We start from the raw sequence: 15,415 nt of genomic DNA, 5'->3' as shown, positions 1-15,415 counted from the left end.
GTAGTGCAGGAATGCGTGGTCGGCAATTCAGTAATAGATTTCAACTCAGTAATAAATTTCAACCAGCGATTTGTGCAGCGAGCGCTGCATTTATAGTTAGAAGTATTAAAATAATTTATGTCACACGCAGATTCAATCCACGTAAATGTAAGTCGCTTTACTAAAGATCAAATAATAGACTTAATGTCGTTAGACAGTAATGCAGGCGGAGCCATCCTAAACGCATTATTTACGCACATTGCAACACAACCCTACTCCATTTTATTTGATACATCTGGCTCATCGAAAAGTGAAGGCCGCTTTAACATCATGGCGTTCTCCCCCTCAGCCATTATCGAAGCTAAAGATAGCACTGTTTGTTTGATTGATACGGTATCGTCTAAGCGTACTCCCCTTTCTCTAAGCCCTTTTGAAGCGGTCGAACAACACTTACACGCTCGCGTTAAGTTAGTTGAGGTACATGCGAATTTTGAGACTGAACATCTTCCCTTTATCGTGGGTGTCGCCGGGATGGCAGGCTATGATACAGGCCGTTTTTACGAGACGTTACCCACTATTGCCAAGAATGACTACAGCACGCCGGATTTTACCGTAGGTCTCTATACGTCTTCGCTAATTGAAGACACGCAAACTGGATATGTATATTTCTGTACCGCTGATAACCTAACGCTGCACGAGGTGTTTTCGAACAACAAGACCAATAATAAATCCCTTGGTTTCAAACTTTCCTCTCCTTTTGAATCAAACCTATCTAAGGATGATTACGAGCAATGTTTAGAGAAAATTAATGCGTATTTGAGAGCGGGTGATTGTTATCAAGTAAACATGGCGCAAAGATTTACTGCGACTTATGAGGGGAGTATGTGGCACGCGTACTGTCATTTACGCGACCATAATCAAGCGCCGTTTTCAGCGTTTTACAACTTACCGCAAGGTTGTATTGCCTCTATTTCTCCAGAGCGTTTCCTTCGAGTAAAGGACGGTATCGTTGAAACAAAACCGATTAAAGGAACCCGTCCGCGCTTCCAGGATGCAGACAAAGACGAAGCAAGTGCACAAAGCCTTCTGTCTGCAGAAAAAGATCGCTCAGAAAACTTGATGATCGTTGATCTTCTTCGAAACGATATCTCTAAACACTGTAAAGCTAATTCAGTAAAAGTTCCCGCGCTTTTCGCACTAGAAAGTTATGAGGCCGTTCATCATTTAGTTAGCACAGTGACAGGTGAACTCAATGAAAATGCATCCCCTCTTGAACTTCTTGCTTCAGCGTTTCCTGGCGGTTCTATTACTGGCGCCCCAAAGATACGAGCGATGGAAGTTATTGATGAGCTGGAGCCTCATCGGCGGAACATCTACTGTGGAAGTATTTTTTACATGGGATACCGAGAGGATATGGACTCAAGTATCTGTATTAGAACTGTGTTAGCAGAGAAGAATCAATTACATTGCTGGGCCGGCGGTGGTATTGTTTTAGATTCGGTTCCAAGTGAAGAATATCAAGAAACCTTGGATAAAGTGTCGAAAATATTGCCTGTACTTGCTTCAATAAATTGGTAAAAGGGTTCTAATTAAAGTCGATAAGTTATTGAGTTAAAAACATATATGACGAGAAATGAATTTCTATCGCAATTTCATCATTTAAGACAAACCTACAGTGAACCAGACTTTCCTTTGAGAAAGACCGGGCGTCCTGCGGCTGTCTTAATTCCGTTAATTGATTATGGAGATTCTCTTCAACTTTTACTTACCGAGCGAGCGCACCACCTAAGACACCATCCAGGCCAAATCAGTTTCCCTGGTGGGGCTGTTGATGAAACTGACAATTCTTTTTTTGATGCTGCCCTTCGAGAAGCACAAGAAGAAGTGGGGCTGCCCGCAAATAACGTTGACGTGGTTGGCATGCTTCCAAAATACCGTACCATCAGTGGCTATGAAATAGCCCCCGTTGTCGGATTTGTTAACCCCGATTTCACCCCAATTATTGACAAAAACGAGGTAGAAAGCGCGTTTGAAGTTCCTCTTTCACACGTGTTAGATAGAAAGAATCATTTAATTCACACCACACACCGTGATAAAAAAACGTTTCCAATTTATTTTATCCCATGGAAAAACAGAATGATTTGGGGAGCGACAGCAGCGATGTTGAGGAACCTGTCTCATCATATTCATCCTTAAGCGTCCTTCCGTATGTTCATTAGGAGCGCTTATGCCTACTGTTGATCGACTTTAGTTACCTCGCTATAAATTTATCTTTACAGTGTATTAGCAAAACTAATCATCCTATTAGCTTTTCTGTATTGTGGTTTTCACTTCGTGGATGCATGATCCCATTATTACTTTGTTTTAATTTTAGAAGTTTATGATAAGCGTATTTGATATGTTCAGTGTGGGCATTGGCCCTTCAAGCTCACACACGGTAGGTCCAATGAAAGCAGGTGCTGAGTTTGTCGCTGAACTCGCTCAAGTTACTGAGAAGTTTGACGCTGTCGATAGCGTAAAAGTTGAACTATTTGGCTCACTCGGTCAGACGGGTATCGGCCATGGTACGGGAAAAGCGGTCATTTTGGGGTTGCTTGGTGAGCTTCCTGATGAAATCGATGTGGATACTATTGAATCTAAGCTAGAAGAAATAAGAAATAGTGAGAAACTGTGCTTAAACGGCAAAAAACTGGTTCGTTTCCCAAGCAAAAATGCGATTGTATTTCATCGTCGAAAAACGCTGCCGAAGCATGCTAATGCACTGACGTTTTACGCTTACGCTCAGGATGAGCTGGTAAAACAACAAACCTATTACAGTATCGGCGGCGGCTTTATCATTAAAGACGAAGACTTCGATGCAACCAAGGCACACGCAGCGAGCCTGCAAGCTTCTGTTCCGTTTCCTTTCAAAACCGCTGAAGAACTTCTTTCTTTGTGTAAAACAAACGGGCTAAGCATAAGCTCACTTATGTTGCGCAATGAATCAACCTTTAGGCCTAAACACGAGGTTAAGCAACAACTGCATAATATCTGGCTTGTGATGAAAGCCTGCATACAGCGTGGTATCGAAAGCGAAGGTATTCTTCCTGGTGGCCTAAAAGTAGTTCGCCGCGCTCCGGGTCTTTACCGCCGACTCCAAACTGAGCACACAAACGATCCTATGCAAACAATGGATTGGGTAAACCTTTTCGCACTAGCAGTTAACGAAGAAAATGCTGCAGGTGGTCGTGTCGTCACTGCACCTACAAATGGCGCAGCTGGCATAATTCCAGCTGTTCTCCAATATGTTGATAAGTTTATTCGCCCAGTCGATGAAGAAGTCGCCAGCCGTTTTCTCTTAACGGCAGGTGCCATTGGCATATTGTACAAAGAAAATGCGTCAATATCCGGGGCTGAAGTTGGCTGTCAGGGTGAAGTAGGTGTAGCCTGTTCCATGGCAGCGGGTGCGCTTGCTGAAATTATGGGCGGCACGGCTGCTTCTGTCGAAAACGCAGCAGAAATTGGTATGGAGCATAACCTAGGGCTGACCTGTGACCCTGTCGGTGGCCTGGTTCAGGTACCCTGTATAGAAAGAAATGCAATGGGTGCCATCAAAGCAATAAATGCATCTCGCCTTGCGTTGCGAGGAACAGGCGAACACAAAGTATCGCTGGATAAGGTAATTAAAACCATGCGCGATACAGGAAACGATATGAAAACAAAGTATAAAGAAACAGCCAGAGGTGGCCTGGCAGTCAATATCATTGAATGCTAAGGCAAATTTTAAACTCAAAATGGGGCTTAACTACGCCCCATTTTTGTCTGCATTCCCACGCTTCGCTAAGAAACTTGCCAGCGCCTTCTGAGTGGGCACTTTTCTATGCGGAATGGCATTATTTAACTGGTAACGTCACGCCCTTGAACATCTTTTCCACTTCTTCATTGTTTTTAAGCATCATCGCTTTCTCAACTTTATCCTTGGTCAGATGAGGAGCAAAGCGCTCAATAAAGTCGTACATGTAGCTTCTTAAGAACGACCCTTTTCTAAAACCAATTTTAGTGGTGCTGTAATCAAATAAGTGACTGGCGTCAATTTTAACTAAATCGTCGTCTAAATCTTCACTCACCGCCATTGATGCAATAACGCCAATACCAACACCAAGTCGTACGTAGGTTTTTATAACGTCGGCATCTGTAGCAGTAAACACTATCTTAGGCGTTAGCCCTGCTCTCTCAAATGCCTGATCTAATTCAGAGCGACCTGTGAAGCCAAACACGTAAGTAACCAGCGGATATTTCGCGATATCAGAAATGTCTATGGTGCCTTTTTGAGAAAGTGGATGGTCTTTATTAACAATCACACTGCGATTCCAATGGTAACAAGGTAACATTACCAAATCGTTATACAAATGAAGCGCTTCGGTGGCGATGGCAAAGTCAGCCTCGCCTTTCGCGGCTAAATCACTGATTTGAGACGGTGTGCCCTGATGCATATGAAGCGATACCTTTGGGTACTTCGTCATAAAACCTTGAATAACGTCAGGAAGTGCGTAACGTGCTTGGGTATGTGTTGTCGCTATGTTTAACTTTCCCTGATCGGGTAAGGTATGCTCTCTCGCGACAGCTTTTATACTTTCAACTTTTGCCAGAATTTCTCTGGCAATATTTACAACATCATTTCCGGCATCAGTCACGTGTGTCAGGTGCTTTCCACTGCGGCCAAATATCTGAACGCCTAACTCGTCCTCCAGCATGCGAACTTGCTTGCTAATACCGGGTTGTGAGGTATACAAGCTCTCTGCAGTTGCTGATACATTTAAATTGTTATTAAGGACTTCTACGATATACCGTAGTTGTTGAAGCTTCATATTTACACCGATTCTATAGAGAAAACTGACATTGTTCTTTCACCGTTATAACTAAAACGACTCATTTTTACTAGTTGCTATTACAAAAATCGCATTATAAAGTTGCATTTCGTTCATTTTCTTAAGATTTTAAGTAGTATTCCTTTGCTCTAAACGGAATTGTTCTACATTATGTTTTAGACAAAAAGCAATGTGCGGCAATACAAGGGTTATGACAAGTAGTAAGCAAGTGACATCCACAATAGACTTTTCCTCGGTGCTCGCCGCTGCAGTGCACGATATGAAAAACTCCCTGTTTTTACTCATACAGTCTATAGAGTCGTTAAGCGAAACACTGTCAGCAGAAAATGTGGAAGCACAAGAACAAGTTTCACGTGTTCACTACGAAGCCTCAAGATTAAATACCAACCTTGTCCAAATTCTTTCGCTTTATCGAGCAGAACTAGAAAGTTTGCCTATTACAGTAGATGAAAGTTTTATCAAAGATTTGGTAGAAGACGTCGTTGGTTCAAATACGCTTTATGTAAAACAAAAGAAAATAATGATTACCATAACTATCGACGAAGACCTAAGCTGGTATCTAGATGGTGAGCTTATTTACTTATTGCTAAATGATGTCATTATCAATGCAATGAGATACGGAACGTCAAAGATACATATATCGGCCAAAGTAGATAAAAGCGAAAAGTTGGTGATTATGATTGAAGACGATGGGCATGGATATCCTCAATCTATGCTCGATAAAAGTCATGAAGACTTATCTGATTTCGAGTTGAGCCAAGGCCGCACGGGGCTAGGTTTGTTCTTCGCTAAATTGATAGCCCGAGCACATTCTCAAGATAATAAAGAAGGTACGATTGCACTTTCTAATGGCGGGTCACTCGGTGGAAGTGTATTTGAAGTAAAAATACCGTAGTATTGTGCGATAAACGCATGTAATTCAAAAAGTAATGCCTAAAAATGTGAACGAGATGGCGTTACAAAAAAACAAAACATAGACGGAAACACACGCATGTACGTGATAATAATCATTTCAATTGTTGTTTTGCTCATCGCGGCGATCTTTATCAATGCAATGCAGCAACATCGTCAAAAGCAAGAAGCTGAGCGCAGAACAGAATTAGCCAAACAGCGCGTTATTGTTGATGAAACTGAAAAAGTCATAACATCAAGTATTAACATGCCGGTGTCATCCAGAATAATGGGCATCTTGCATAATCGCATGCTCAACGCACTGAAAGCTATGAATGAATTAGCGAGTACCACAGATTTAAAGCAACGAATTGTAAGTAGCGAACAAGCGATGACAGCAGCGCTTTCTGACAACAGCGGCTCTCTGAATGAATTTACGTTGCCGGATAACGACAAAATGATTATCCAATATATTCAGTCGGTGAAAAAGCTTCGTATTATGCTTCGTTCTGAGCATAGTAAAGGTCAAATTGACGCAAAAGTGTTTTCAGATGAAGATAAGCAGCTTGAGCGTTTGCAAGTAAAAGTAAATGTTGAAACCTTAATTAAGCGCGGTCGCGCAGCACTTCAAACCAATATGCTTGGCTCGGCGAGGCAATATTTCGAAAAAGCAAAAGCTGCGCTTGAAAACCAAAACCCGCAAGATGATTACTCAACATCTAAGCTTGCAACATTAAATGAATGGCTAAATGAAATTCAGAATAATTTGAAAAGCGTCAACGAAAAAGACCGTGTTAGAAAACAAGAAGAAGAAAGAGACGAATTGGACGAATTATTTGCGCCTAAGAAAAAGTGGTAACGCGCTGGTGTAAAAAATAAACGATGCTATACGCGTTTGGTCATCTAGGCATAATGCGCAATAGCCAAGTTCCACAACGACTGAGCAGGTATTGAAAGACTCTTCCTGGTATTTCTTATAAGGCCAATATTTTTTATCAGTGGTTCGTCGGATACCTCTTTGACCACTAATCCCAATCCTTCCATTTGCTTTTTACATATGGAAGGCATTATGGAAATACCTAGCCCATTTTGAATAAGCTTGCCAAGCGTTGATAACTGTCCAGTCTCTGCAACAATGTCAAGTTCTCCATGGGACGCTAGTTTTGTTTGCGTCCAATGCCTCACCGCAGAGCCTCTATTCATCATAACAAGGGGCAGCTTAAGGCAGTCTAACCACTTGACTTTCTCGGGGAGCAAAGACGCCTGTATTTCATTGGCCACCACAACAAATTGATCATCAAAAAGACGTTCAAAAATTAAACCGTCCTTCCGCTCTGGCTCAAACGAGAACCCAATTTCAGAGCGCCCTGTCGTAACCTCATGAATAACTTGTTCCATTACCACATCAACGATTCGTAAATTCACATTAGGGGCTCGTTGGTGAAATTGAAACAATATTTCAGGTAGATGAGCCTCTGCAAAAGAAGGCATTGCGCAAATTGTAAGATGCCCTTTCGCCATAGCAAATAAGTTTTGAATATCTGAAAAGGTGTTGTCCCAATCGTGTAAAAGCCGTACCGCATTGGGAAAAAGAACCTCGCCCTCTGGGGTGAGGCTTACACTACGAGTATTTCGCAGAAACAGTTTCCCACCAAGCTGTTCCTCCATTTTCTTTATAGCGGATGACAAAGCTGGTTGAGTAAGGTGAAGACTGACTGCTGCTTCAGCAAAAGTAGACGATTTCGCTACTTCTACAAACGCTTTTATTTGGCGATAAGACACGTCCATTGAATGAAAATAAACTCAACTATTAATAAATAATATTTATTAATAGTAAGAATAATTCGATTTTACAAATGTAGCAACAATGCTGATACTTATTTTTAACAAGAAAAGTGGAGAAGAAGTATGGCAGGATTTAACAAAGTTGTGTCGTCTTACGATGAGGCGATGTCCGGCTTAGAAAATGGCATGACCGTCATTGCCGGCGGCTTTGGTCTTTGTGGAATTCCAGAAGGACTAATAGGTCAAATCAAAAAGATGGGCACTACAGGATTAACGGTTGTATCAAACAATTGCGGCGTAGATGGCTTTGGCCTAGGCCTACTCCTTGAAGATAAGCAGATTGCTAAAATGGTGTCATCTTACGTTGGAGAAAACGCACTTTTTGAAAAACAGTTGCTTAATGGAGAGTTAGAAGTAGAGCTAACGCCTCAAGGCACACTAGCGGAGAAAATGCGCGCTGGAGGGGCAGGCATCCCAGCATTTTATACAGCAACGGGTTATGGCACCCCTGTGGGAGAAGGCAAGGAAGTAAAAGAATTTAATGGTCGCCCTTATATTCTTGAACATGCTATTACCGGTGATTTTGCTATTGTAAAAGCATGGAAAGCAGATACCTATGGCAACTGCGTTTATCGTCATACTGCGCAAAATTTTAACCCTATGGCGGCTACCGCAGGCAAAATAACGGTAGTAGAAGCAGAAGAGATTGTAGAGCCTGGCGAACTATCCCCTAGCGAAATCCACACTCCGGGTATTTATGTAAATCGCGTTATTAAAGGGACGTTCGAAAAGCGTATTGAGCGTCGTGTAGTTAGTAAGGAGACAGTGTAATGCTTAGCAGAGAACAGATAGCAATGCGCGTGGCCCAAGAGTTTAAAGATGGTGATTATGTTAATTTGGGTATAGGCATCCCTACCCTGGCTGCTAACTACGTACCTAATGATATTAGCGTAATGCTTCAGTCTGAAAACGGTCTTCTGGGAATGGGCCGCTATCCAACAGAAAGTGAAATAGACGCTGACATGATTAACGCCGGTAAAGAGACAGTTACTGCCATAACTGGCGCGTCTATATTCAGCAGTGCTGAAAGCTTTGCCATGATCCGCGGTGGTCACGTAGATTTCACCGTACTTGGCGCCTTCGAGGTCGACGTATCGGGAAATATTGCGTCTTGGATGATCCCTGGTAAATTGGTGAAAGGTATGGGCGGCGCTATGGACCTAGTAGCCGGTGCAAAAAATATAATTGTTACTATGACCCATACAGATAAGCACGGTAACCCCAAATTACTTAGTGAATGTACGCTTCCATTAACAGGTGTGAATTGTATTACGCGTATCATTACAGACTTAGCAGTACTCAGCGTTGAAAACGGCGCTTTTGTTCTTCAAGAGCGGGCACCGGGTGTTAGTGTTGACGAAATCAAAGAAAAAACCGGTGGAAAGCTTGTTGTTCCAGAAAACGTGCCTGAAATGAAGTTTTAACGACCACTATAGGTTTTGCTTGCATCAAATCAGTACACAATGGGTGTGGCTGATTAGTAGATGGTGTAAACGAGGTTTCATAACAGAAATGTATAGCTAACAAGCGTGTACAGCATGTCACCTGTTTTCTTGATGTGATATCTAATCTTACATGGCGGCTATGCCGCCATCCTATCTATTTCTTTAAATTACAATTAATTAGCTTCAGCTTTTGTAGAAATATAAACTAAAACGCTATTGCAAAAATGAGCCTTTAACGAAGAATTATTAACAACTGTTGCTCCCTTCTATTGTGCCATCTAATAAGCCTTTCATTAACCAGGGCATTAAGGGATAATATGCGCGTCCATCATTTAATTAAGGCCGTATCTTCTTGCTAGTTTCTGATTTACCTGTAAACCACAAAATTATTTCAAAGCTCGAAACAAAAAATATTTCGACGCTAACCGAAATTCAAGAGCGCACCATGCTTCCCGCAATTCAGGGGAAGGATATTATTGCGTCCTCTAAAACCGGGTCAGGTAAAACCTTCGCCTTTTTGGTACCTGCGATAAACAGGTTAATGTCTCAGAAAGCATTAAGTAAACAAGATCCACGTGCGTTAATTTTAGCACCAACCCGCGAGCTCGCTAAACAGGTATTCATTGAAGCTAAATCAATGTGTACCGGTTTAAATTTGACTTGCTCGCTTATTGTGGGCGGTGAAAATTATAACGACCAGGTAAAAGCTTTACGCCGCAATCCGCATATTATCGTCGGTACAGCTGGTCGTGTTGCAGACCACCTTTTAGATAAGAGCATGTATTTAAACGGTTTAGAATTGCTGATATTTGACGAAGCAGACCGAATGCTTGATTTAGGGTTTTCAGCGCAGTTAAAAATGATTAATGACTACGCTGACCATAGAAAACGCCAGACAATGCTGTTTTCTGCCACGCTTGACAATATCGAACTCAAGCACATGACGACTCAGTTAACCAAAGGAGCGGTACGGGTAGCGGTGGGAGACTCTACCGCAGAGCATGGTGATATTGTTCAGCAGTGTTTCTTTGCCGATAACGTTGAAAATAAAGATCAAATCTTACAGTTTGAATTAAGCAAACGTTCATACAATCAAGCCATTGTTTTTACCGCAACTCGCGAAGATACGGACAGGATTGCTAACCTATTAAATGAACAGAAGTTGGAAGCAATTGCCCTTCGTGGTGACATGCCGCAAAACCAGCGTGCCGCCGTAATGAGTGCATTTGCCCGCGGACAACATAGCATCCTAGTTACAACAGACCTTGCCTCTCGCGGTTTAGACCTTTCAAAAGTAGGTTTGGTTGTTAACTTTGACCTACCTAAAAACGCCGACGAATATATCCACCGAATTGGGCGTACAGGCCGTGCAGGACAAAAAGGTGAAGCTTTTTCATTAATCGGTCCTAGAGATTGGAGCAGCTTTGAAGGGCTTAAAACCCATCTTCAATATGCACTTGAGTGTTCAGCCCACGATGAATTTCCAGCAAGTTTCAAAGGTTTTACTCCTAAGAAAAAAGTCTCGAAAAAACCAGGCCTTTCAAACGGTAAAAAGCGAACGGCGAAGCCGGCTAAAAGTGGCGTTAAAAAGCGCGTTGATACTATGTCGGGTGAAGATATTGGTATGGTTCCCGTTAAACGTAAGCCAAGAAGTATCCAGTCGGATGACGACGACGAGTAGAGCTTATAAAAAGAGGCTTATACACTCGTAACCGCTAAGCATGGTTCTTCTATGCTTAGCGATGGCCGGTATATCATTCAGTTTTACAGAACATTTTTTTACATTCTTTTTCTGTAATCCGTCTCCAGTAAATGCTGTACTACGCGTTCAAAATAATTAACTTAGTAAACTACTCCACTAATACAAGCCAGTGACTTTTAAGGCATTGAAGCCTTATATAAACGGATTTTGAAAACATGAAATTTCTTAAAGTTATGTCGTTATTGTTGGTTGCTATATTCCTTATTACCGCACTTTTTTATGAAAAGATAATAGCGAGCGTGCTATTACCCCAATATATAGATTGGGCGCAGGAAACAGATGAGAAAGGGATTGAAATTGGTACACCGTTAAATAACAAGGAACGGTCGTTGGCGAAAGAAATTGGCATCAAACACCCTGAAAAAGTCAGAATTGTTTATGTTGACGATGTCCCCTATCCTTACGAAAATTTTGCTCTTAAAGTATTCGGCCAGGCGGTTGGACTCGTTGGTGAAGGCATCACAAACAATGCACAAGTTTTCGGTTATTCGATTTACGCTCGTAAAGACTTCGAACTGACCAGGCCAAAATTAGCCCATGAACTAGTACATGTACTACAAGTTGAAAGGGCCAGCCTAGATAAAGTGGTTACCCAACACTTTTTTGACATGGCTGAGTATGGTTACGATAAAGCACCATTAGAAGTGGAAGCGGCAAAAGCTAATAATATATACAGTGCTGATTGGTAACATAAAAAAACGAGTACTTTTTAAAAAGCACTCGTTTTTGTTTATGTTCTGTGTACGATTTTAAGTTTCACTTGCGCATTAAAAAGAGCGTAAGGAAACCTCTGGCAAATGATGGCAACAGTAAGCCTTGGCCTAGTACTCCCACCACCCTTCTTGCCACCACTCCAAAAACTCTTCAAAGTCGATGTAACCGTCGTCATTACTATCGATAATCTTGAAGCCCTCTTGTACGTGGCTCGCTTTAGTTTTTGGCGAAATAACGGTTAGAAGCTCGATGAACTCTGGCAAATCGATTTGGCCATTGCCATCACGATCGAAAAAGCTAAAGTCCTTCCTAATTTCTTCAATTTTAGATTCTGAAAGTTGAGTGCTCACTCGCATTCCTTAATTTCAACTGCAATAAACACGAGTGTAACGCCCTTCTTTCTGGCTGTCTATGCCTGATTTTCTTTCGCTTTAAGTGCGCGTAAACGTTGAGCTTCCGCTTTTTCTTTGCGTTTTTGTTCCATGGTTAAACGCGCTTCAGTTCCAACGTGTTCCTGTTGGCGTTCTTTCGCTAGCTGAACTTGTTTTTCACGCTCTCTAAATCGAGCAATTTGATCTTCAGTATGTGTACCATAACAATGAGGACAGCTTACGCCTGGCTCGTATTTATCGCTTTGCTTGTCTTCTTCCGTTATAGGGAGTCTACATGCGTAACACTGCTCGTAATGGCTTTTCTCTAAGTCATGATTAACGGCTACGCGGTTATCAAATACAAAACAGTCACCTTCCCACAGCGACTCTTCTTTTGGTACATCTTCAAGATACTGAAGGATGCCACCTTCTAAATGATAGACCTCTTCAAACCCCTGTTCTTTCAAATAAGCGGTAGATTTTTCACAGCGGATTCCACCAGTGCAAAACATTGCAACTTTCTTATTTTTAGACGGGTCTAGTTCTTTTGCTACGTATTCTGGAAACTCGCGAAAGGTTTCAGTTTTTGGGTCAACCGCGTTTTTGAACGTACCAATTTCTATTTCATAACCGTTTCGGGTGTCGATTACCGTTACATCTGGGTCGCTTATTAGTGCATTCCAGTCCTTAGGCTTAACGTATGTACCTACGGTTTGGCGAGGGTCGATACCTTCAACGCCCATAGTCACAATTTCTTTTTTAAGCTTTACTTTAGTGCGGTAGAACGGCTGCTCGTCGTGAAGTGACTCTTTAAAGGAAATTGGGTTAATACGTTCATCACTGTTCAAATAAGCGAGTAAAGCGTCGATACCTTCACGGGTGCCCGACACAGTGCCGTTTATACCCTCGTGAGCGAGAAGAAGAGTGCCTTTGATGCCATTTGCTTCCATGGCTTCAAGTAGCGGTTGACGTATTTCTTTGAAGTTTTCAAGCGCAACAAATTTATACATTGCGCAAACAATATATTTAGACATAGTTTTTTACCTTTGCTGATTGGAGCGTAAGACCAGTGCAAAAATGCGGCGCGCAATATAACAAAACTAATGGTTAAAAACTAGGACAGATGTAATTATCTGTGCGGACTGGTACTAGTGAATGCTTTTTGAGTGTTCACGGTGCACGGTGTTGTGCTAAGCCATACTTCTAAAGGACGTTGAATTTAGGTGTTCAGGATTTGCAGAGTCAGTTTCACCGTGTTGTGAAGAGAGAATATCATAGAGTAATGTATTGTCTTCTTTAACTGAATTAGCATATTGTTTTTTCAGTCTTTTTTGCGTAGCGAGGCTGCAGTTGTGTATTACGTCATCGGGAAGACGCTTTTCATCGTTGGTTTGTGCTAAAGGTGCGGGTTTTAATGCCATGTACAATCGCGCTGTGGCATAGTCCTGTGCAACAAGCAAAGGCATAACGTGCATTGTTTTCCATTCACTTTCGCTCGCAGCGAGTGACGGCCGTCTGTAATGATTTAATGAGGCAAGTTGTGCCTTTACGCTATTTTGTTGTTCTAGGCCTGAATTTGCCGATTCAATTTGAAACGGCTCCGCAACACTGTGTTGCTGCATGGCAAGGTATAAGGAAAAAAGTGCACCTTGCGCTGATGCGCGAGCAAGCACCCCGCTTCGCTCCCAGTAAATACTGGGGTCGATAGGCGTATTGTCGTTAGCAGCGGGGGTGTCTAATGGCATCCATTTTTATTACTTAATTTGCATACTTATGTTTTCGGCAAGATAATGTTTTTCTTAAGCTTATTTTCTAAAGTTAGATATACTTCTACTAGGCCTAGGTGTGCTCATTCACGGATGCGAAATGCAATTTAGCAACAAACAAGTATTGATTGTTGAAGATCAACGACCTTTCCTCCTTCTCCTCAAGGGATTAATGCACTCTATGGGCGTGTCTGACGTGGTCACTAAATCGTCAGCAGAACAAGCGGTATCACTTTGTAAAAAGCATAAATTCGATATCATCATCTGTGATCTTCATCTAGGCGCAGACAACAAAAATGGATATGAATTAATCGAGGAGCTGCGCACGGCCAGTCTCATTAGTCCAACGACCGTGTTTATTCTAATTAGCGCCGATAGCGCACGACCGATAGTGTTAGGCTCAATAGAGCGTCGTCCAGATGACTTTCTTATCAAACCCTTTTCACAGGTACAGTTAAAATCTAGAATTGTACGTGCTTTTCAAAAACGCGAGTTCTTAAAAGAAGCTTATACACTGATTAATAAAGGAGAACTCAATAGCGCTATCGACCATATTGAAGCGCTCCTAGATGCGCCGTCTCATTATAAAGGTCACTGCGAGCAGCTCTTGGTAGAGTTATATTGGCGAATCGATCAGCCTCAAAAAGCCCTTGATGTTTTAAATAGCTACATAGATGGAAAGTCTGTGCTCTGGGCTCAAGTCGCGATTGGTAAAACCTACCTTCAATTGAAAGATTACGAAAAAGCTATTTCAGTGGCTAAGAAGACCCTCAAGCGCAACAGATTTAATGCAGATGCACACGATATTCTTGCTCAGGCCTATCAAGCTATCACATCTGGTGAAAAAGCATTAGAGGCTATCAAGGAAGCAATTAAACTTTCTCCCTATTCGCTGCCAAGGCATTTTAAAGCCTGCGAGATTGGCAGAGATAATGAGGATTTGCTACTCGCAGCAAGCTCTAGTTTAGCTATTTGGGATTTATCAAAACGTACCGTTCACAAAAACAGCCTTCATTGGTGCGGCATTATCAGAAGCTATTTAGACATTGCGGAATTTGCAGAAGATAAAAAACAGCGCAACAAGTATCAACAAGAAGCCCTTCTCACACTGCAGCGGGGAAAATTTGATGATCATCTTCAAAAAATAGACCGCGACTTTGACATAAGTATCTTTGGAAAAATTGTTAACGCCAGAATAAGCGCGATAGATGGAAAGTTAATAGACGCAAAGCGACATTTAGCCTTGTCTCAAAACTTACTAGATGAAAAGTACACTGACGTTCCTACAGCATATATCCCTGATAGTATAAATGTAATGTTTAAATTGGGTGAGTTCGATGACGCGGTTCAGTTAACCGCATTACTAGAATCACGGGACGATGAGCTCGACCAAAATAGTGCGAGTATGCTAAGAAAACAGTCTCAAGACGCGCAAAAAAGCCTAGCTAGCTATCAGCAGTTCAATCGCGAGGGCATTCAACATTACCAAGAAAAGGACTATGAGCGAGCTAAGGCTTCATTTGCCCTTGCTCAAGGCTTTGCACCTGTTAATACCGGTGTTGCACTCAACCTACTTCAATGTCTTCTTCAAATAGCGGTGAAAGAGGGTAAAGCCGATGCAAACTTGATTAATGAGTGTAAGCGTCTATTTAAGTTAATAGACGACATGACGCTCAAAGCAACCTATAAAGAGAAATACGTCAATCTTCGAGACGAACTCTCACAATACATCGGTTTTTAGGCTATTCATCAATCCCTTGCCTTTTATTTCACT

General features: G+C 41.9%; 15 protein-coding genes. 10 read left to right on the top strand and 5 right to left on the bottom strand.

The genetic code is table 11. The features are described from left to right. Positions 1 to 117 precede the first annotated feature (117 nt). The 3 genes from pabB to ACM0P2_RS10360 all read left to right on the top strand — a co-directional run bounded on the left by pabB (position 118) and on the right by ACM0P2_RS10360 (position 3,733). Positions 118 to 1,557 carry an aminodeoxychorismate synthase component I gene (pabB, locus tag ACM0P2_RS10370; RefSeq protein WP_159118916.1) on the top strand — a complete coding sequence of 480 codons (1,440 nt, stop codon included), beginning with the start codon at positions 118 to 120 and terminating at the stop codon, positions 1,555 to 1,557. Between the two features lie 45 nt (positions 1,558 to 1,602). Beyond that, positions 1,603 to 2,175: a CoA pyrophosphatase gene (locus ACM0P2_RS10365; RefSeq protein ID WP_159118914.1), complete on the top strand. Its 573-nt coding sequence runs from the start codon at positions 1,603 to 1,605 to the stop codon at positions 2,173 to 2,175. Positions 2,176 to 2,359: 184 nt separating this feature from the next. Next, a complete protein-coding gene (locus ACM0P2_RS10360; protein ID WP_159118912.1) occupies positions 2,360 to 3,733 on the top strand; it encodes an L-serine ammonia-lyase in 1,374 nt (457 codons plus the stop codon). 118 nt (positions 3,734 to 3,851) lie between these two features. Here the strand turns inward: ACM0P2_RS10360 and cysB are convergent, their stop codons facing one another. Further along, on the bottom strand, positions 3,852 to 4,826 hold the full coding sequence (gene cysB / locus ACM0P2_RS10355; protein WP_105931301.1) for an HTH-type transcriptional regulator CysB: 975 nt from the start codon (positions 4,824 to 4,826) through the stop codon (positions 3,852 to 3,854). Between the two features lie 211 nt (positions 4,827 to 5,037). Between cysB and ACM0P2_RS10350 the strand changes: the two genes are divergently transcribed. Together ACM0P2_RS10350 and ACM0P2_RS10345 are read left to right on the top strand one after the other, a co-directional pair. Continuing rightward, complete coding sequence (locus ACM0P2_RS10350) at positions 5,038 to 5,742, top strand: sensor histidine kinase (protein WP_159118906.1); 705 nt, start codon at positions 5,038 to 5,040, stop codon at positions 5,740 to 5,742. A 96-nt stretch (positions 5,743 to 5,838) separates the two neighbouring features. After that, positions 5,839 to 6,597: a hypothetical protein gene (locus ACM0P2_RS10345; protein WP_159118904.1), complete on the top strand. Its 759-nt coding sequence runs from the start codon at positions 5,839 to 5,841 to the stop codon at positions 6,595 to 6,597. A gap of 44 nt (positions 6,598 to 6,641) precedes the next feature. Here ACM0P2_RS10345 and ACM0P2_RS10340 read toward each other — a convergent pair whose 3' ends face one another. Continuing rightward, positions 6,642 to 7,526, bottom strand: a complete 885-nt coding sequence (locus tag ACM0P2_RS10340) for a LysR family transcriptional regulator (protein ID WP_159118902.1) — start codon at positions 7,524 to 7,526, stop codon at positions 6,642 to 6,644. A 120-nt stretch (positions 7,527 to 7,646) separates the two neighbouring features. On the opposite strand from ACM0P2_RS10340, the gene ACM0P2_RS10335 reads away from it, so the two are divergent. From ACM0P2_RS10335 to ACM0P2_RS10320, 4 genes are all read left to right on the top strand, one after another. Next, on the top strand, positions 7,647 to 8,354 hold the full coding sequence (locus ACM0P2_RS10335; RefSeq protein WP_105931297.1) for a CoA transferase subunit A: 708 nt from the start codon (positions 7,647 to 7,649) through the stop codon (positions 8,352 to 8,354). Continuing rightward, positions 8,354 to 9,007: a CoA transferase subunit B gene (locus ACM0P2_RS10330; protein WP_419226575.1), complete on the top strand. Its 654-nt coding sequence runs from the start codon at positions 8,354 to 8,356 to the stop codon at positions 9,005 to 9,007. Before ACM0P2_RS10335 ends, ACM0P2_RS10330 begins: the two co-directional genes overlap by 1 nt. Positions 9,008 to 9,380: 373 nt before the next feature. Further along, complete coding sequence (locus ACM0P2_RS10325; RefSeq protein ID WP_159118900.1) at positions 9,381 to 10,709, top strand: DEAD/DEAH box helicase; 1,329 nt, start codon at positions 9,381 to 9,383, stop codon at positions 10,707 to 10,709. A gap of 236 nt (positions 10,710 to 10,945) precedes the next feature. Continuing rightward, a complete protein-coding gene (locus ACM0P2_RS10320) occupies positions 10,946 to 11,479 on the top strand; it encodes a hypothetical protein (protein ID WP_159118898.1) in 534 nt (177 codons plus the stop codon). A gap of 132 nt (positions 11,480 to 11,611) precedes the next feature. Here ACM0P2_RS10320 and ACM0P2_RS10315 read toward each other — a convergent pair whose 3' ends face one another. The 3 genes from ACM0P2_RS10315 to ACM0P2_RS10305 all read right to left on the bottom strand — a co-directional run bounded on the left by ACM0P2_RS10315 (position 11,612) and on the right by ACM0P2_RS10305 (position 13,620). Next, entirely contained in the window at positions 11,612 to 11,860 is a 249-nt protein-coding gene (locus tag ACM0P2_RS10315; protein ID WP_105931294.1) for an EF-hand domain-containing protein, read from the bottom strand. A 53-nt stretch (positions 11,861 to 11,913) separates the two neighbouring features. Continuing rightward, entirely contained in the window at positions 11,914 to 12,909 is a 996-nt protein-coding gene (locus ACM0P2_RS10310; RefSeq protein ID WP_419226574.1) for a rhodanese-related sulfurtransferase, read from the bottom strand. Between the two features lie 156 nt (positions 12,910 to 13,065). Next, entirely contained in the window at positions 13,066 to 13,620 is a 555-nt protein-coding gene (locus ACM0P2_RS10305) for a VC2046/SO_2500 family protein (RefSeq protein WP_159118894.1), read from the bottom strand. 121 nt (positions 13,621 to 13,741) lie between these two features. Between ACM0P2_RS10305 and ACM0P2_RS10300 the strand changes: the two genes are divergently transcribed. Further along, positions 13,742 to 15,382 (top strand): response regulator, encoded by a 1,641-nt coding sequence (locus ACM0P2_RS10300; protein WP_419226573.1) that lies wholly within the window; start codon positions 13,742 to 13,744, stop codon positions 15,380 to 15,382. Positions 15,383 to 15,415 lie beyond the last annotated feature (33 nt).

It is taken from the genome of Alteromonas sp. OM2203 (genome assembly GCF_048517045.1).
Classification (GTDB): domain Bacteria; phylum Pseudomonadota; class Gammaproteobacteria; order Enterobacterales; family Alteromonadaceae; genus Alteromonas; species Alteromonas gracilis.
Note: the sequence above shows the minus strand (reverse complement) of the source record. Positions and strands in the feature narration are given on the sequence as shown.

Coding starts and splice junctions, on each gene's coding strand:
- pabB (WP_159118916.1), top strand. CDS start 118: ATGTCACACGCAGATTCAATCCACGTAAATGTAAGTCGCTTTACTAAA.
- ACM0P2_RS10365 (WP_159118914.1), top strand. CDS start 1,603: ATGACGAGAAATGAATTTCTATCGCAATTTCATCATTTAAGACAAACC.
- ACM0P2_RS10360 (WP_159118912.1), top strand. CDS start 2,360: ATGATAAGCGTATTTGATATGTTCAGTGTGGGCATTGGCCCTTCAAGC.
- cysB (WP_105931301.1), bottom strand. CDS start 4,826: ATGAAGCTTCAACAACTACGGTATATCGTAGAAGTCCTTAATAACAAT.
- ACM0P2_RS10350 (WP_159118906.1), top strand. CDS start 5,038: ATGACAAGTAGTAAGCAAGTGACATCCACAATAGACTTTTCCTCGGTG.
- ACM0P2_RS10345 (WP_159118904.1), top strand. CDS start 5,839: ATGTACGTGATAATAATCATTTCAATTGTTGTTTTGCTCATCGCGGCG.
- ACM0P2_RS10340 (WP_159118902.1), bottom strand. CDS start 7,526: ATGGACGTGTCTTATCGCCAAATAAAAGCGTTTGTAGAAGTAGCGAAA.
- ACM0P2_RS10335 (WP_105931297.1), top strand. CDS start 7,647: ATGGCAGGATTTAACAAAGTTGTGTCGTCTTACGATGAGGCGATGTCC.
- ACM0P2_RS10330 (WP_419226575.1), top strand. CDS start 8,354: ATGCTTAGCAGAGAACAGATAGCAATGCGCGTGGCCCAAGAGTTTAAA.
- ACM0P2_RS10320 (WP_159118898.1), top strand. CDS start 10,946: ATGAAATTTCTTAAAGTTATGTCGTTATTGTTGGTTGCTATATTCCTT.
- ACM0P2_RS10315 (WP_105931294.1), bottom strand. CDS start 11,860: ATGCGAGTGAGCACTCAACTTTCAGAATCTAAAATTGAAGAAATTAGG.
- ACM0P2_RS10310 (WP_419226574.1), bottom strand. CDS start 12,909: ATGTCTAAATATATTGTTTGCGCAATGTATAAATTTGTTGCGCTTGAA.
- ACM0P2_RS10305 (WP_159118894.1), bottom strand. CDS start 13,620: ATGCCATTAGACACCCCCGCTGCTAACGACAATACGCCTATCGACCCC.
- ACM0P2_RS10300 (WP_419226573.1), top strand. CDS start 13,742: ATGCAATTTAGCAACAAACAAGTATTGATTGTTGAAGATCAACGACCT.